Genomic DNA, 17824 nt, shown 5'->3' with positions numbered 1-17824 from the left:
AAGTAACTGCTAAGAAAGTTTCAAACTGAATATGAAGAACTAAGCTTTGGGTGGTGGAGGGATTATTTCAGGGTGATATTGCTGCCTGTAAGGATCGTTATAGCTAAAATGTTTGCTATAGAGAGAAGTGCCTATGCAGCCTACCAGAAAGTTTATGCCTACCTCTGATTGAAAGTAAACGGGCTTGCAGTCTGATTTAAGTAAGATAGAACGACTAGAGTCATCATCATCAAGTTCAGGTATGGCATCTTCAATGTTCAATATCTGCTCTAGTACAATCTCCACGATACTCTCCATTTCGTTAATGGCTAAGTTTTCAGGCAGATATTCAGGATCCGGATCAGGTGCATCTACACTAAGGTTAAGTATGTGCAGTGCCATAGCAATGCCCAAAAGTCGTAACCCTATGTATTTTCTTATTAACCTCATCAACAGCAATAATAGTGATAGTATTTAACTTTTTAAAGTGTATATATTATTTCCATTGCTAAATAATAATATTAATGACATGGAAATTGGCTGATACAATAAGGAAGCGAAAAAAATATTGCGGCCTGAGGAAATGATTAATGTGTAGTAATAAGCTGAAAAAGGTGTGTTTTACTGTAAGTGTATTCTCATTTATCAAGAGAATCAATAAAGAAACTCTTGATAAAATTTGAATGAGTTTTGGTGTTTCAATATTTTATGAAATTGGCTAAGCTTTATGGCCATTCATTATTTTGAAACGTATTTCGCTTTCTGCTTTACCAAAGAACCTAACCTCTTCTGCACTTCCATACCCTACTTCTTTTTCGCCTTTGGCTAATCTATCCATTACCGAAATAGTAAATTCCTTTACGTCTACACCGTAAGTATGTAATCCTTTGCCTCCTAAATCTGTATTTACAGCAGGAGGTATAATTTCGAGTACATCAATGCCCGAATCAGTTAGTTGATGTCTTAATGATAAGGTGAAAGAATGTATGCCTGCTTTTGTAGCGCTATAAACAGGAACCGCGGCATATGGGACAAAGGCCAGACCGGAGGTAACGTTTATAATTGTTGCATGAGGTTTTTGCTGCAAGTGGCTTAATAGTAAAGCAGTGAGGTGAATAGGTGCTTCTAGGTTAATCTTTATTTCTCCCTGAAAATTTTTCCAGTTTGTAGAGCTCAATTCATTGAAATTAATGAATTGTTGCATGCCTGCATTATTAACCAAAATATTGAGTTGAGGATATTCTACTCTTATTTTTTCGGCCAACTGCTGGCGTGCCTCGGCCTTACTTAAATCACAAACGAAGGTGTGCAAGTTAGGCATAGCTTCCTTGGCTTCACTGAGTGCCTCTGCCCTTCTGCCGCAAATTATCACTTCATTACCACGATTGTAAAAATATCTAGCTATTTCTAGTCCTATTCCACTACCGCCTCCTGTTACAAGTACAGTGTTATTTTTGATCTTCATTTCTAGAAAGTTTAGATATTAATGACTAGCGCCTCCGTTTACTAATAAGTGTTGGCCATTAACAAATGAAGATAGGTCGCTGGCAAAGAATTCTGCTACATTGGCTACATCATCTACATGAGCCATTCTTTTCATAGGATTGGCTTCTATTAGCCATTTGATAGATGGTTCGTTATGATCTGTAAAGATGCCGGCATCGCTAACGGCATATGGTATAATGGAGTTTACCGTAATGCCACGGTGTCCAATTTCCTTTGCTAAAACTTCTACAAAATATTTAGGTGCCGTTTTACTTCCACCATAAAGTGCTACGCCCTCAAAAGGATAAACCGTGGTGCTAGAAGATACATTGATGATGCGTCCGCCATCTGCTACGTGCTTTGCCGCCTCTTGCAAGGTGAAAAATGTACCTTTAGTATTAATGCTAAAGAGCTTTTCAAACTGTTCTTCAGTAATGTCATCTACCGGTACATCTACAAGCTCTACGCCTGCATTAGCCACTACAATATCGATTTGCTTAAAAGTAGCTTTTGCTTCCTGAAATAATTGTTTAACCTCTTCTGGCTTGCTAACATCTGCTTTCACAGCAATAGCCTCAACGTTTTTAGCCTTTATGGCTTTCAAAACCTCTTCTGCTGCAGTTTTATTATTTGTGTAATTTAGTACTATGTTGGCTCCTAAAGAAGCGTACCTTTCTGCAATAGCTTTACCTAATCCTCGGCTAGATCCAGTGATGATGGCTACTTTATTTTGTAGTGTATTCATATTAATTGACTTTATGGTGAAATGGTTCTCAAGCAACAGCTTGGTATAAGACTAGTTGCTTGAGAAGGTAAGTATGGAATGTTTTTGCAGCTAAACAGTAAATTAGGCCATAGCTGCATTAGCCCCGATGCTTTGGCCAGAAATCCATTTGGCTTCGTCTGTAGCTAAAAATGTTACCACTTGTGCTATTTCTTCAGGAGTACCCAAACGCTTGAATGCATTGTTAGAGGCTATCTGTGCTATCAGTTCTTCTGACTTTCCTTGAAGGAATAAATCTGTACCTGTAGGGCCAGGCAACACACAGTTAACATTTACACCTCTTGCTCCTATTTCTTTAGCGAATACTTTAGAAAGTTGTTCTACAGCGGCTTTGGTAGCAGAATAAACTCCGTAGGTCGGGAAAATAGTGCGTGTAACGGTTGAAGATAGATTAATGATGCTTCCATTATCGGCTAATTTGGTAGCAGCCTCTTGCAAAGCATAAAATACTCCTTTAAAATTAATATCGATTTGTTTTTCTAGCTGTTCATCGCTTAAGTCTTTAACCATGGCATTGAGCATAACACCAGCATTATTAACCCAAATATCTACTTTACCAAAATGGCTAATGGTTTCGTCAAATAGGCGAGTTACGTCAGCTTTTTTGCTTACATCGGCCTGAATAACTTTAGCTTCACCACCTTTTTCTTGTATGGCAGTAAGCACTTCTTCTGCCGCTTCTTTATTTCCATTATAATTGATTACAACTTTTGCTCCTGCTTGTGCTAGTCTTAGTGCAATGGCTGCACCTATTCCTTTTGAAGAACCGGTTACTACGGCTACTTTTTCTGTTAGTGTACTCATCTTTGTTGTTATTAAAATTTGATGGTACAAAGATGAGAATCACTTACTGCATGGCTGATGCGAATAGTTAAGGAAGAGTTGCAAATATCTAAGGTGGGCTAAAAAAGATACTTTTTACGATAGCTAGCAGGGCTTTCGCCACTTTGCTTTTTAAAGTAATTACTGAAGTGAGCACTTTCTAAGAATCCCATTTGGTTGGATATTTCTTTGATACTTAGCGAAGGGTTTTGCAAAAGTATTTTTGCTGTAGAAATGGCTTTTTCGTTGATCCAATGGAGCATAGACTTTCCGGTTTTATTACTAATAACATTGGAGAGGTAATTTACATGGAGGTTTTGCTGATCAGCAAAATATTGTACACGCATGGGCTGCTCCATGGTGCCTTCCAACACGGCCTTAAAATAATGTTCTACATTTAATTTGAAATTTTTTACTATTTGAGAGCTACGGTTACCTTCATAAATAGGGTTATAGTCTAAATAGCAATATTCTTTTATGATCCATAATAACGCTACAAGCAAGCTGCCAATCACTTTTTTTTGAACAGCCGTAGGAGTTAAAAACTCTTGTTCTATGAGATTGTAAAGGCGCTCTACTCTTGCAAATTGATCTTGGGTTAAAACCCGCGGGCGTACGGTTTCTGTTAGTAGGTAAGGAAATTTTTCAAAGATGTCGCTATCCGTATATTCCTTGAGAAAAGCCTCATCAAAAGTAATGAGGCGGGCATCGGAAAGGCGTGTCCATTCAAAGGTTCTGAAGTTACCAGGGTTAGTGAAATATACGGTTCTGTTTTTAACCGGAAAAGCATGGTCATCTATGGTGTAGCTTCCATCTCCGTCTTTGCTAAACAGAAAATTGTAGTAGTTGGGTCTAAAACTTTGAGTACGATATGGTAATTCTCTAATAGAATCTTGAACATGATGTATCGTAAATCCATTTACTGAGTTATTTGGAGTTTCCGTAATCCCCATTTTATCGTAGAACTCGTGTAGATTCTCTATACTATTAAGATCCATAGATTGGTTTTGGAAGTGGTTAACTTAGGAAAAGCGAATTTAACAAATTAATTTCACTAGGCTTAATAGTAGGTTTTGTTTGATTATCGCCTTTAGTTAAATTAAAGTTGTAACCTTGGGCAGCCATCTATTGCCTAAGCTATTTGAAGGATTTACGAAATTCTAGTGGAGTTTGTCCGGTAATTTTTTTGAACAATTTACTCAGTGACTGCGAATGTTCGAAACCTAGTTCGTAAGCAATCTCGCTTACGCTTAGGCTGGAAAGTGAGAGCTTTTCTTTGGCCTTCTCTATTATTTTATTCTGTATGTGCTGTTGCGTATTCTGTTTGGTATACATTCTTAAAACACTGCCCAGATAATTAGCTGAGATATTAAGTTCTGAGGCAATCATGTTAACAGAAGGAATACCATTTTGTACTGATATATCTCTATCAAAGTAACCAGACAGCACTTGTTCAAACCTAGCCACTAACTCCACATTATTTTTCTTACGAGTTATAAATTGGCGTTCATAAAATCGCTCAGAATAGATCAGCAACATTTCCAATTGTGCAACAATCAGCTCCTGACTAAAACGATCTATATTGGATTGATATTCCCGTTCTATATTCTTAAGAATCTCTACAATAACTGCCTCCTCCTTCTCAGAAAGGAACAGTGCCTCATTAGCGGCATATTGAAAGAAATCATATGACTTCATTTTCTTTGCCAAAGCAGTACCGAATAGAAAATCAGGATGAATAAGTAATAACCATCCGGATGGCTCAACTTCCACTTTAGGGTTTATCTCAATTTTGAGAAACTGCAATGGCGATACAAAAGTGAGCACCCCGGCATCAAAATCGTAAGATTGCTGCCCGTAATTGAATTTGGCATTAACATTTCGCTTCAACCCAACTGAGTAGAAGCTTTGTATCCACTGTAGTTCATGATCATTAACAGGGTATTGTACCTTACTATAATCAATCAGACTTATTAATGGATGCTCAGCCGCTGGCAGGTCGCAAAATTGATGAAACTCTGATATAGAGTTGAAACGAAATGTCTTTTCCATAGATACTAAAGCATAAATTTAAACCTCTTTGTAGAATATCATACCGCCATGGTATAATATTCCACTTTTAAACTCTCCATCAGCGGTAAACCCAGTGTCATCTTTATAATCGATGTGATTCCCTGACACTTTGTAACTTCCCTGATAAGCACTTTTTCTAGAGCCACGAGCTTCATCGTATCTCATTGTTGGTAACAATTCATGACGGATATGCCCATCTTCAGTTACCCAAATACCTATATACTTTTTGGTTTCTTCTATTGTTTTTTCCATTGACTTTAATTTTTACTTGAAATCAAGCTTCAACTTAAAGTGCTTTTTGAGCCGTAGGTCTCACCACTAATTCATTCACATCTACATCAGTAGGTTGAGCTATGGCAAAGGCAACGGCCTTAGCTATTGCCAAACCTGGAATAGTATCCTTTCGGAACGTTTCGATAGCCATTTTCTTTAATTCCGGATCTGATATGGTATTGGGCAGCTCTGATTCTGTAGCTCCCGGAGCCACTAAAGCTACGCGTATATTTCTACTAACCTCTTGCCTAAGACCATCTGAAATGGCTCTTACCGCAAACTTAGTAGCACTATAAACTGTAGAAGTAGGCCCTACCCAACGATCACCTACAGAAGTGATATTAACAAACTGCCCGCTGTCTTTTGATTCAAATACAGGAAGTGCCGCTGCAATACCATGCAATACACCTTTTACATTTACATCTATCATCTGGTGCCACTCTGCTATTTTGTAATTATTGATCATAGATAAGGGCATAAGTCCGGCATTGTTAACAAATACATCTAACGTGCCGTACTTTTCAATAGCATAATCTACAAATGCCTTTACATTATCTGGCTGAGTCACATCCAAACTAGTATAAACTGCTTCTCCACCATTTTCTTGGATCGAATTAGCAATTACCTCCAGGTTTACAGTTCTTCTTGCTCCTAATACCACTTTAGCTCCTAAGGAAGCTAAATGTCTGGCAATAGCCTCACCTATACCACTGCTAGCTCCTGTAATCGCCACTACTTTACCTTTTACATTTTCCATCTTTTTTTGATTTTATGTTAAAAATGATAATGCAAAAGTGAGGTAAGGCAGAATCAAAAGTGTGGCTCAACCCGTGTTGGATGTATCCAAATCGTGAGTGAATAATAAATTCAAATTATAACATGCCACTTATTTACTTTATGTTGTAATTACAGAAAACTATCGGAATCATACTTTTCATTAGTTTACTCTGTTGCATATGCGCTGATACATAGCCACTCTCCTGAAATGTAGTGTTTATAAAATTACTTAGCTCAGTTTTTTCCTGATTCTACTTAATGAAGATTGAGTAATGCCTAAGTAAGAAGCCAAATAAGAAAGAGGAATTCTATTGGCCAGCTTAGGAAACTTATCAAAGAAGGACAGGTAACGTTCTGTGGCATCTTCGGTCATCATAGGACTTATTTTATTCACTTTTTCGGCTAATGATTTGGCCGTGATCTTGGCAATTATATTGTCCCATTCAATAATGGTCATGGAAAGATCATTCATTGTGTCCTTTGACAAAGCTATATATTTACAGTCGGTTATGGCTTGAATGTATTCAGTAGCAGGAATCCCTTGATTATAACTATTGATGTCAACGATAAAATTGTTTTCATCAAAAAAGTATTTGGTCACTTCATTGCCTTTGTTGTTAAAATAGCACACTCTCATTATACCTTCGAGCAGAAATATAATCTCTTTGGGCGTTTTGCCGGCTTCTTGATAGTATTCATCTTTGCTTATTTGTTTGAAAACAAGTTTGCTGATGATATATTCAATTTGCTGCTGGTTTAAGTTTCCGAACCGTAATAAATAGTCAATAATGTTCTCCATATGGCATTTATTTCATTTGGCTCATCACCATTTTGTCAAATATGCGGTCAGATAAGATTTTACGCATAAATAGAAATGGTTTGGCGTTGCTCGCGGCATAGCGGGCTTTAGGTTTTTTAGCCTCTATTCCTTTTTTTATAAGCTTTGCAATAGCAATAGGCTCAATGGATTGCTTGGCAGTTTCTGCATATGCTTTTGCCACATTTTTTGCCAAATGTTGATATACTGTTTTTCCTGATACCCTCATCAAATCATCGGTGCCGTTGCCTATCATTTCTGATTTGGTTCCTCCTGGTTCAATTACAATTACATCAATATCAAATTGTTTTAATTCTAAACGAAGGCAGTCGCTCAAACCTTCTATGGCAAACTTGCTGGCATGATACCAATTGCCTAGTGGTAAACCCACCTTGCCTCCTATCGATGATATATTAATGATTTTTCCGTATTTGTGTGCCCTCATTTTTGGTAAAACCAACTGTGCTAAACGGGCGCTGCCAAATAAATTAATATCCAATTGATTTTTAGCTTCTGTCATGGATACATCTTCTAAAGCTCCATAAGAGCCTAAGCCCGCGCTATTGACTAAAATATCAATTTTTTCTGCTTCATTGAAAATATCATTTATGCAAGTGACCATGCTTTCATCGTTAGTTACATCTAATACTATAGGCTTTACTCCATGCTTGGTCAGCTCGTTTAATTTTTCTTTTCTACGAGCTGCTCCATATACATTGTACCCGTTTTGGGCTAAATAAATTGCGGTAGCTTTGCCTATTCCTGCAGATGCGCCTGTTACTAATACTGTTTTTACCATTACTTATTACGATTAAATTTACAATGGTAAAATTGATGCTTATAGAATTGAAATCATTTGCCATTTGACAAAAAGCAAATTTCACTAGCAAATATTATCCCTTTCACTAGCCACTTACCCTTGGGGAATGATGGCTTTAGGGAAAAGATGTCAACAGCCTTTTTAGTGTGGCGGGAATTATGTGAGGTTATTCATCTGAGATGAGTTTTTTTATATCATAGTCAAATCGGAGTACTTTCATATTCCATAAAGTTAATGTTTGTGTAGCTGTAATGTTATTATTTTGGCTAGTCACAACTAATTTGTCTTTGAAAGAGCGGATAAACTTAGTCCATAACTGACCTTTTGAATCTCTAAGGGTGAAGTAAAACCCACTGTCTCCAATTTTTCGCCCTGATGAATCTAATATAAGTGCTCCATTATCTGCAACCTCAGGCTTTAAAATGACCGTGGCATTGCCATTGGGTAATGGAAATACAGCTTTGATACAAGTTTGGCCATTTGAAATAGTACAAACGCTATACACTCCTGAATATACAACCTGACCCGTTGATTTAAGGCTTCTAAACCAAATGGTTCGTTGCACTTCTTGGGTTTTGGAATCTAGTAATTTTATTATGTCGTTGGTAAGTCCTGATGCATTTTCTATGTCGTCAATTGGTACGTTAAGCTGTTCAATTCTATTGCTAAAGATTCTTTTAATTAAAATGCCGAAAACTTTGAAAATAGGATTCCATTTTGCTTTAAGCGATAAATCATAATTGGATGTGTTTTGATAAAAATCAATGACTTTAGGAGATAATTTCTCTAGTTCATTAGCGGGTAAATTGAGTTGGTCTATTGATTCAATTAAACCCTGATCTTGCCTTTGCGGAGCAATGAACAGATTTTCATCTTTAGCTAATTGTTTTATAAATTTCACTCCTATGCCATTTGTTGTTCCAAAGGGGCCTAACAGCCATTGATCTATAGGGGATTGTATCTTTTCTCCAAAAAGGATAACCCATTGCTGCGTTATCCAATCTTGTATGCTTTGGTTTTTGGAGGCTATGGCCATATTATGAAACGTTAGGAACAAAATTTGATTGGCCTTTCCACTGGCCAAACTCCCCAATGGGTTTAAACCTTAATGTGGTAAATTCAAAATGAAAATCCTTTCTATCTCTTTCCTTCATGGCGTTAGAATGTCTTTTTGGTTTTTCTACTGGGCTGTGGCCTCGTACCATATCTGTCATTTCTTTTTCAGTTTTCCATATAGAAAAGGTAGATACGGTGTTGGGAAATTTCACAGAGGCAAGTGAAAGTGTGGTGCCCGGGTGATCTCTAACCAGTTTTTCTACTGGCCTTCCCCAATGGATAAACCTAGGCACTGCCAAAGGTTTCATTCTGGCAATGGTCACGGCCACCACTGGAGAATTAGCGCTTTCTATATGGTTTTTGTGCTCTGGAATGTTGAACCCACTAAATTTTCCCCATTCTCGCACAAAAGATAAGCGTACTTGCCACCCTTCCGATAGAATTTTTCCAAATGAATCCACTTTCAAATAGTTTTCTAGTGCGTCTTCATTTTCCCATTGCATGAAAAGAGCTACTTCGCCTATTAAAACCCTTGAAGGAGAAAAAATGGGTGCCCCTAAGGTCATAGCCGTCATGTATTCTGAATGGATCAGTCCTTTGGTATCGCTAGAAATAGGATTAAAGCAGATCCTTTTTAGAGCGGAAAAAAAAGGAATTTGTAGCAAATGGTAAGAGAAAACAGTCATAGCATACTGGTTGAAATATAGATACTGTTATAGTTACAAATTTTAAATTTAGAGCTATGTAATGTCTTTTAAACTTATCGCTACAATAACTTCGTCAAGAAATTAACCGCATTTTTATAGGCTATGCGGTCACATATTTCAGTGCCGAATTTGGCTTCTACCGCAGAGCTTATTGCTTGATAGCAACTAGCGTTTTCATGTTCTTTGAAAAAAAATGGGATTCTTGTTTTGTCGGGGTGGTTTTTGTGGTGGAAAAAATCTGCGCCATAGCTGATAGCATTTTCAGCGCCAAGCTTTAAGCCATAATCTATATGTTCGTAAAGAGCTTCAGGTTCATCGTTATTCACAAAAGCCCTCAAGAAATTCACTCCAATTAAGCCCTGTTTATTAATTATTTCTTGGGCTATTTCATCGGGTAGGTTGCGAGGATGATCAAAAATAGACCTATAATTTGAGTGGCTGGCAATAATGGGCACATTGATGTTATGCTTGCCTATATAGTTGAGAATATCATGAGCCAGCTGATCGCTTGTATGAGAAAAATCTATTGCAATATTTTTGTTATCTAAATAGTCAATTAAAGCTTTTCCATCATTTTTTAAACCAATTGAGGTGTAATTACCACCGCCAAATCTATTTTCTAAATGATGTGTAAGGCCAATATAAAATAGACTCCCTACATTCTGCTTGATTGTTTCCAGGTTATTAAAACCTTCACCTAACGTAATGTTCTCATCACAAAAAGCCGAAGCATTTTCTATAGAAGCGATCATGCCTATACCTTCGCTGTTATTGAGGTCTGTTAAATGATGCTTTTGTATAGCATATAGTTGGTTTTCATTTAAACATAAATTATGAAAAATTTCACTCTGTTCAATACCTGTTTTATGGCTATTGGGCTGTGTAGGAGTAAAAATGGCCATTACTTGTAATTTTACATTCCCTTGTTGTAAGTATGGAACAGAACAGCCCAAAGCTTTATCATCAATACTTGTATTAGGTCTTGTTAAATGAATTAATAAATCGCAATGGAGGTCTATAATTGTTTTTTTCATAGTTTAATCTGGCTAGGACTAAGCGAGTAGCTTTGTCATTAGTTTGGGTATGGAACTTGACTGTTAAGGTACCAAAATTATTCCAGAGAGAGCCATCCATTAGTTATAGATGAGTATGTTTGAGCCTGAATAAGAGCTAAATGTATTGGTCGTTTTAGCAGTGGTGTATTTTGCACCTAAAATTCTTCAGTACTTAATTTCATATCCATTGTGATGAATTGATAAATGCAAGTAGCTTCTTATTATGTTATCACTCCCGAATAAACCGTTTCACTTTTAATTGGTCTGTTCTACATATAACTATAAGCATTGTTTTAATTTTAAATAATGGCAATCAACTAATTAATGCTTAAGTTCGCGACTTAGATCATATATAATTTCGTCAAACGGAATATGGTTGCATGCTACATGTATTAAAAGGGAATCCGGTGTAAATCCGGAGCTGTCGCGCAACTGTAATTAACTTTAAGGCTTTTATTATAATTATATCCACTGTTATTATAATGGGAAGGATGATAAAAGCTGTTATAAGTCAGGAGACCTGCCTTATTCCGAGATGGCTTTGCTTTCGCGATTTGAAGTATAAAGTCAGGATTTGATGCATGCAAGTCAGGGGTATTCTGTGTATAAGCTTTTGACGTGGCATGCCTGCTCCTACCTACCTTACCATCCGCTTATCAATGCAAAGTAGAGTTTATAAATGACTTATTAAAGCAGACTCAAGCTTACCGTGATTGCACGTGGTTTAAATTCCATGTGTAGTAATGTTGATGCATGAGTTGTGGTTAAAGAAAACCGAACTTATTAATACATTTATGAATTTATTAAAACCAAACCCTACCATCTGGAAAACGCTTCTTGGCGTTTTATTATTTTCTTTTGTGCATTTATCTGTACAATCCCAGAGCGCTGCTGGCAAAGTGGCTGATTCGCAAGGTGTGCCACTGGCCTTTGTTAGTTTGTGGGTAAAAAACACAAATATAGGAGCCACCACCAATGCAGAAGGAAAATTTACCATACCCAAAATAAAAAAAGGAAGTTATGAGCTAGTGGCTTCTAGTATTGGCTATAAAACTACTACTCTACCTTTAGAAATTGTAGACGATAATACCGTGGTAATTTCAGTGGTGTTACAAGAGGAAGCTACTAACCTTGACGAAGTGCAAGTAGTAGGCAATAGAGAATGGGTGAGTGAAAGCTTAAACAAGATAGATGTACCGCTGAAGTATTTGCCAATTACAGCTAATAGCATAGACAAAAATATGCTTATGCAAAGAGGTGTAGATAATCTTGGTGATGCAGTAAAAAGTACGCCTGGAGTAAGGCCTATCAATAGGTACGGAGGGTTTCAAACCTTCAGAATACGAGGTTTTAACAATTTTGTTTTGTTAGTAGATGGTGTACGTGATGAAAGACATACTATTTCTACCAGTGCGCCCAGCACTAACTTGGCTAATGTGTCACGTATAGAAGTATTAAAAGGACCCGCTTCGGTATTATTTGGACACTCGGCCTTAGGAGGCGTTATTAATATTGTGAGAAATCAGCCTACAGATCAGTTTGAAGCAAATTTTTCAGCCTCTTATGGCAGTTTTGATACTAAGAGAATGCGAGCAGGTGCAGGAGGTCCTTTAACTGACCGATGGTCTTACAGAGTAGACTTTGGTATGTCCGAAACAGAGGGATACAGAGATTTTGGCACCAGTACTAATAATTTTTACACGGCATTTAGATACAAGTCTGAAAAGAATGATGTTTTGGATATTCGAGTAGGCTTGAATAAGGATCACTACGATACAGACACGGGTATACCTGTACTTAGTGATGGTAGTCTTGTACCCAGTATGGATAGAGATACAAGATATAATGACCCCCAAGATTTTTTAAATAATACTAGATATGATTTTCAGGTTCGTTACACAAAAGAGATCAACGAGAACTTAAAGTTAACAGATCACCTGTCATATTACTGGGATGATATCGATTATTTCTCTACAGAAGAGCTCACGATTAATGCCACCCAAGATAGCTTAATAAGGTCATTCCCTTTTTATTTCAATCATAGAACCAAGCCTTTACAAAATCAGCTAGAGTTGACTTATGATGTTAATACATCTAAAATTCAGCATAAACTATTGGCAGGTTACTCGGTGAGTATACTAGACCGTAAAACTTATAGGGGCGATATCTTCGGGCCAGGTAAAAACACAACAGTAGCCATTAACAACCCTATTCTTAATCAAGGGTTTTTAGGTTATAGAGATACCAATTTTCAGGGTAAAGACGAAACTGTACATGGACTTTACCTACAAGACTGGTTGAACTTGGGCAATCATTGGAAAGCTTTAATAGGTTTAAGATATGATATTTTTAGAGGTACCTACTATACCGATCAGGTAGATGAAGGTAGAAATGTAACCGAAAAAGGAGAAAGAACAGATATTCCATCTAGTGCATTTACATATAGAGCAGGATTAGTGTATCAGCCATTGAGCAATGTATCTTTTTATAGCGGCTATTCTACCTATTTTAAACCATCGAGAACAATAACAGGTGATGGCGAAGTATTTGACCCTGAAAAGGGATTTCAGGCTGAACTTGGCAGTAGAATAAATCTCAATTCAGTAATGAAGCTTACCGTTTCTGGATATTATATTAAAAAGAAAAACATAGTAGAAGGCCTTGGTGGCGGAGTTTACCGACAGATAGGTGTGGCAGACTCCAAAGGTGTGGAGCTTGAAATTATAGCTAATCCTGTGGATGGTTTACAGCTTACTGCGGGCTATGCATTCAATAAGGCTAAGGTAAGAGGCTACGACAATAACGATGATAACCCTATCGCTGGTAATGACATTGCTTATGCTCCTGATCACTTAGCCAATGTATGGGCTAATTATCAAATACAACGTGGAGTATTAAAAGGTGCAGGACTGAGTGCCGGTTTCAGTTATACAGGTGAAAATTACACCAACTCTAATAACGCGTACCTGCTAGAGGGCTACTATACTTTAGATGGTAGTGTGTTTTATAATTATGGCAATGGTCAAATTAGGTTAAATGTAAATAACATAACTGATCAAGCTTATTATCACGATGCCATTTATGGTAATCAATTCTTTCCTGGTGCTACTAGAAATTTCTTAGTAACAGTAGCCTACAATATAAAATAAATGAAAGGTAAAATTGTAAAGAAGATCACCCGGTGGATGTACATCATTCACCGGTATCTTGGGTTTGCACTCAGCCTACTTTTCTTAATGTGGTTTCTTTCAGGTTTTGTAATGATGTATAAAAGTTTTCCTTATTTAAACGAGGAAGAGTACAATGCAAAAACTGAGTCTATCAACTTGAGCAGTACTTTACAAACACCAGAAGAAATAGCGAACAGACATCACCTTGAAGGAAAGGTATGGAGAGAGTTAAAGTTGGTTAATGTAAATGCAAGACCAGTTTATATTTTCACTAATACTGAAGGTAATTTAATGTGCTACTATGCTGATTCTGGAGATACATTTAACGGCATTACGGCAACTGAGGCTCGTGAAATTGTTCATCGTTATAACGGGAATTCAAGTGGGTTAGGTCCTGTTGAGGTGATTAATGAATTAGATCAGTGGATTCCCCGGACTAGATTTTTGCCCTACCTCCCCGCTTATAAAGTTTATGATACTGAAAATAACAATACTGTATTTTATGTATCATCTGTGACTGGAGAGATATTCCAAAAGCTTGATAGCACAGATAAGTTTTGGGCTTGGTTGGGGGCTATTCCGCATTGGATTTATTTTAAGGATTTACGGATACATGGCGAACTATGGAGCAACACCATTATAGTGTTGAGTGGCTTGGGCGTGCTGATGTGCTTAGCAGGAATTTTTATGGGGATAGTCCGGGTAAAAAAAAGAAGAAAAAATGCTTTGGACTTTACACCGTACAAAAAAGTTTGGTTTAAATGGCACCACTATACAGGGTTTGTTTTTGGTGTTTTTGTATTTACATGGATTCTAAGTGGCCTATTCTCTATGAACCCCATGAGTTGGAGTCCTTCTCTGGCATTGAATAGTGAGGCTTCTAGTATTTGGCAGGGAGGAAACATAAGTCCTGAGACGTATACTCAAAGGTTGAATATTGAATCTCAGTCCATAGTGAGTGTTAGTTATAAGCAATTTGCAGGCATTGCATATGGCGTGTACACTTTAAAAAATAGCTCTTATGGTTGTTATGTATTTGATAGTAGTAATACAAATGGCTTTTCTCAGCCACAGTTGGTAGAGCAAATAAAACTATTGCACCCAAAAGATATGGTAGCAGCAGTGCAGCTGTTAACTCAGTATGATGCTTATTATTACGACAAGCACCACAAACTGCCTTTGCCTGTACTAAAGGTGCGCATGGCCGATGCTAATGAAACAACTTATTATATAGATACAATAAGAGCCAGAGTATTAAAAAGATATGAGGCTGCTAGCCGTCTCAACCGGTGGTTATACCATGGCCTGCATAGCCTTGATTTTCCTTTTTTATATAACAAGCGGCCTTTGTGGGATGTGATCATGTTTATATTACTGATTGGAGGAACTGCGGCCAGCTTTACAGGTTGTATGCTAACATATAAATGGTTGCTGAGGAAGTTCAGTAAAGGACATCGAAAATTTAATACCTGACTTCTTGGTGCTAGAAAATACCTATTGTATTAATAATTGTAAATATTAAAGAATAAGTACATGAGGAGGTGTTGAGGAAATAATCAATTATATTATTATATAAAAAGTAATGATAACCTTAATAACTACAAGATGTACAAACACGAACAAAAATACTGCCCTAGCTGTAATCAAGAGTTTGAATGTAAGGTAGGTGATGTTTCTCGTTGCCAATGTAACACTGTAGAAATTAGTATAGAGCATAGTAATTTCTTTAATGCTAAGTATGATGATTGCTTATGTGCCAACTGCATGAAAGCACTGCGTACCGAATACAATGTAATGCAACACAAAAAGAAGTTAGAAAAACTGTTGGGTAACAATTATAAATAGATTTATTATGAATATAGAAGACAGAATCAACTCTTCAAAAACAAGTGTTTTTAATGCTGTATTTCCTAATACCACCAATCATTATGATACCTTGTTTGGAGGAAAGGCCATGCAGTTAATGGATGAGGTAGCGTTTATTACTGCCACACGTTTTAGTCGAAAAAAAATGGTGACCATTAGTAGTAATAGAATTGATTTTAAAAGGCCAATACCTGCGGGCACTATCATAGAAATAGCTGCGGAAGTGTCTGAAGTAGGTAATACCAGTTTAAAAGTGAATGTAGATATTTTTGTTGAAGAAATGTATTCTGAAGAGCGTTACAAGGCAATAAACGGAGAATTTACTTTTGTAGCTATTGATGATAATAAAAATGCTATACCTGTAATCCCGAAGGAAATTATTGATGTTTTATGATTTCATAATGCCCTATTGGTACTAGTTAACTCTCCAAATATTATTGTAATAAATCCCATTATGAACAAACATATTTTGTGGGTTAAACTAGGCAAGCACTAATGGTTTTAATCAAAGAAATAATCATTAGCATTACTCCTAAAGTTCTTTATTTTTTTCTATATCAGACCAGAATAGGTTGCACTTAGTTGTGTATTAAAAGGGCCAGTTGTGGGTGAATCCCGATTGTGGCCTGAAAACCCGTCAGTGGAAAGAGACTAAAGAAGCACTTATGGAGATGGTCAATGCAGCCAGAGAAATGAGACTACATAAAAATGTAGCAATTGACTATTAATAAACTATGTTAAGGAAAAGGGTTTTCTACCTTAACATGCATTAAGTCTTTTTTTCTAAAGAGATAAGATAAATTATGCCTAGCTTAGCCCCCATTATGAATTTGAAACAATTAGGTATATCTTTTTTACTGCTGACTCTGGTCAGTATACAGTGCTTTAGGGCACCGATTACCTATATGGCCTTTAAAATTCAGCAAGAATATATTGCAAGCAATTTATGTGAAAACAGATTTGAGAAGATATCTATCTGTAAAGGTTCATGTATTTTGGTGAAGTCTTTGAAAGAAACTCAAAGGCAATCAAAAGATCCTTTAAAAGTGTCTTTCTCTTTCAAAGAAGTGTTATTCACAAAAAGTGAATTTATAAATATTATAGATGATTTAAGAGGTGATTTATTTGAGATAGAACAAGTCCCTTACTTCAATTTATATTCATTTTTATCACACTGCCTTATCTTTCACCCTCCGCAGCAGTAGTATACTACATTATTAGTTTTAGTTGAATTGGCTATCAATATGATTTATTGAGAAAGGTCAATACATGCTTTTATTTAAATTTTTCAATACAGTTATACTACTATTTATACAAAATGAAATATTCATATATACTCCTATTTGCCTTTGCTTTATTTTTAATCTCTTGTAATGATGATGATAGTCAGGTTATAGAAAAAGAGGTGCCTGTTTATCCCGGATCATTGAGTCTCAATGTAAACCATGTTTTTGATAATGAGGATTTTGAGCTGGGCAAAACATATACTAATGTAAATGGAGAAAAAGTAATGTTCAGCCAATTGAGGTATTGGTTGTCTAATATAATACTTACAGACACGGCTGACCAGCAAGTGGCTATTCCTAATTCATATTTTTTGATTGAACATGCTCAAGGCGAGGTAGCTCATAGTAATGTAGTGCTGCCCGATACTATAAGAGAACAAATCAACATAGCGGTTGTAGCACCAGGGGTTTACAATAAGATACAATTTGCCATTGGTGTAGATGCATATTACAATGATAATTTGAGCAGATCAGCCGGAGAGTTAAGCCTGCTGCAAAACATGTCTAACAGCAGTTGGATGTGGCATACCAGTTATTTGTTTAGCCGTGCCGATGGAGAATTAGTTGTAAACAGCGATACCGTGTCCTTTAAATTTGATACTGGTACTAACGAGCTGTATAAAATTGTAGAAATGGAATTGTCTCAGCCTCTCAAAATAGGCGATAGTGCTGATGCCTTCATCAATATTCAATGTGATGTAAATAAGTTGTTTGAGGGCTTGTCTGTTTCCAATTTGGAGAAGGATGAAGATGGTGTATTCATAATTAATGCTACCACGCCTACAAATATGGCACAACTGGCCAATAATTATAGTTTATCATACAGTTTGAAGTAATCGGTTGAAGCATTGAGA

19 protein-coding genes, 1 pseudogene and 1 riboswitch are annotated in these 17824 nt (G+C 36.7%); of the genes and pseudogenes, 7 read left to right on the top strand and 13 right to left on the bottom strand.

Annotated elements, in window-relative coordinates; translation table 11 throughout:
• Nucleotides 1-39 precede the first annotated feature (39 nt).
• The 13 genes from ACXACQ_RS17295 to ACXACQ_RS17235 form a co-directional block, all read right to left on the bottom strand.
• Complete coding sequence (locus ACXACQ_RS17295) at nt 40-429, bottom strand: hypothetical protein (RefSeq protein WP_474977222.1); 390 nt, start codon at nt 427-429, stop codon at nt 40-42.
• Nucleotides 430-697: 268 nt separating this feature from the next.
• Nucleotides 698-1444 (bottom strand): SDR family oxidoreductase, encoded by a 747-nt coding sequence (locus ACXACQ_RS17290; RefSeq protein ID WP_474977221.1) that lies wholly within the window; start codon nt 1442-1444, stop codon nt 698-700.
• Nucleotides 1445-1462: 18 nt separating this feature from the next.
• The gene (locus ACXACQ_RS17285; protein ID WP_474977220.1) at nt 1463-2209 is read right to left on the bottom strand and encodes an SDR family oxidoreductase; all 747 of its coding nucleotides are present in this window, start codon (nt 2207-2209) and stop codon (nt 1463-1465) included.
• Between the two features lie 102 nt (nt 2210-2311).
• Nucleotides 2312-3052 (bottom strand): SDR family oxidoreductase, encoded by a 741-nt coding sequence (locus ACXACQ_RS17280; RefSeq protein WP_474977219.1) that lies wholly within the window; start codon nt 3050-3052, stop codon nt 2312-2314.
• A 98-nt stretch (nt 3053-3150) separates the two neighbouring features.
• Complete coding sequence (locus tag ACXACQ_RS17275; RefSeq protein ID WP_474977218.1) at nt 3151-4068, bottom strand: helix-turn-helix domain-containing protein; 918 nt, start codon at nt 4066-4068, stop codon at nt 3151-3153.
• Nucleotides 4069-4207: 139 nt separating this feature from the next.
• Complete coding sequence (locus ACXACQ_RS17270) at nt 4208-5122, bottom strand: helix-turn-helix domain-containing protein (protein ID WP_474977217.1); 915 nt, start codon at nt 5120-5122, stop codon at nt 4208-4210.
• An 18-nt stretch (nt 5123-5140) separates the two neighbouring features.
• Nucleotides 5141-5395: an Atu4866 domain-containing protein gene (locus ACXACQ_RS17265; protein WP_474977216.1), complete on the bottom strand. Its 255-nt coding sequence runs from the start codon at nt 5393-5395 to the stop codon at nt 5141-5143.
• Between the two features lie 34 nt (nt 5396-5429).
• Nucleotides 5430-6173, bottom strand: coding sequence for an SDR family oxidoreductase (locus tag ACXACQ_RS17260; protein WP_474977215.1), 744 nt, complete (start codon nt 6171-6173; stop codon nt 5430-5432).
• Nucleotides 6174-6422: 249 nt separating this feature from the next.
• Nucleotides 6423-6992 (bottom strand): Crp/Fnr family transcriptional regulator, encoded by a 570-nt coding sequence (locus ACXACQ_RS17255; RefSeq protein WP_474977214.1) that lies wholly within the window; start codon nt 6990-6992, stop codon nt 6423-6425.
• A 7-nt stretch (nt 6993-6999) separates the two neighbouring features.
• The gene (locus ACXACQ_RS17250) at nt 7000-7809 is read right to left on the bottom strand and encodes an oxidoreductase (RefSeq protein WP_474977213.1); all 810 of its coding nucleotides are present in this window, start codon (nt 7807-7809) and stop codon (nt 7000-7002) included.
• Nucleotides 7810-7996: 187 nt separating this feature from the next.
• Nucleotides 7997-8866 (bottom strand): hypothetical protein, encoded by an 870-nt coding sequence (locus tag ACXACQ_RS17245; RefSeq protein ID WP_474977212.1) that lies wholly within the window; start codon nt 8864-8866, stop codon nt 7997-7999.
• Nucleotide 8867: 1 nt separating this feature from the next.
• A complete protein-coding gene (locus tag ACXACQ_RS17240; RefSeq protein WP_474977211.1) occupies nt 8868-9572 on the bottom strand; it encodes a hypothetical protein in 705 nt (234 codons plus the stop codon).
• 80 nt (nt 9573-9652) lie between these two features.
• A complete protein-coding gene (locus tag ACXACQ_RS17235) occupies nt 9653-10627 on the bottom strand; it encodes a dipeptidase (protein WP_474977210.1) in 975 nt (324 codons plus the stop codon).
• Between the two features lie 377 nt (nt 10628-11004).
• A riboswitch (cobalamin riboswitch) is annotated at nt 11005-11190 on the top strand.
• A gap of 252 nt (nt 11191-11442) precedes the next feature.
• On the opposite strand from ACXACQ_RS17235, the gene ACXACQ_RS17230 reads away from it, so the two are divergent.
• The 7 genes and pseudogenes from ACXACQ_RS17230 (at nt 11443) to ACXACQ_RS17200 (ending at nt 17806) form a co-directional block, all read left to right on the top strand.
• The gene (locus ACXACQ_RS17230) at nt 11443-13797 is read left to right on the top strand and encodes a TonB-dependent siderophore receptor (RefSeq protein ID WP_474977209.1); all 2355 of its coding nucleotides are present in this window, start codon (nt 11443-11445) and stop codon (nt 13795-13797) included.
• On the top strand, nt 13798-15291 hold the full coding sequence (locus ACXACQ_RS17225) for a PepSY domain-containing protein (RefSeq protein ID WP_474977208.1): 1494 nt from the start codon (nt 13798-13800) through the stop codon (nt 15289-15291). It abuts the gene before it with no gap.
• Nucleotides 15292-15423: 132 nt separating this feature from the next.
• Nucleotides 15424-15663: a cysteine-rich CWC family protein gene (locus ACXACQ_RS17220; RefSeq protein ID WP_474977207.1), complete on the top strand. Its 240-nt coding sequence runs from the start codon at nt 15424-15426 to the stop codon at nt 15661-15663.
• Between the two features lie 7 nt (nt 15664-15670).
• Nucleotides 15671-16078 carry an acyl-CoA thioesterase gene (locus ACXACQ_RS17215; protein ID WP_474977206.1) on the top strand — a complete coding sequence of 136 codons (408 nt, stop codon included), beginning with the start codon at nt 15671-15673 and terminating at the stop codon, nt 16076-16078.
• Nucleotides 16079-16283: 205 nt separating this feature from the next.
• A pseudogene (locus ACXACQ_RS17210) lies at nt 16284-16412 on the top strand (hypothetical protein); the annotation flags it as partial.
• Between the two features lie 177 nt (nt 16413-16589).
• On the top strand, nt 16590-16889 hold the full coding sequence (locus ACXACQ_RS17205) for a hypothetical protein (RefSeq protein WP_474977205.1): 300 nt from the start codon (nt 16590-16592) through the stop codon (nt 16887-16889).
• A gap of 113 nt (nt 16890-17002) precedes the next feature.
• Nucleotides 17003-17806: an MbnP family protein gene (locus ACXACQ_RS17200; RefSeq protein WP_474977204.1), complete on the top strand. Its 804-nt coding sequence runs from the start codon at nt 17003-17005 to the stop codon at nt 17804-17806.
• Nucleotides 17807-17824 lie beyond the last annotated feature (18 nt).

Source organism: Fulvivirga sp. AWR4_260 (genome assembly GCF_056158185.1).
This window is presented reverse-complemented; position numbering and strand designations above follow the sequence as displayed.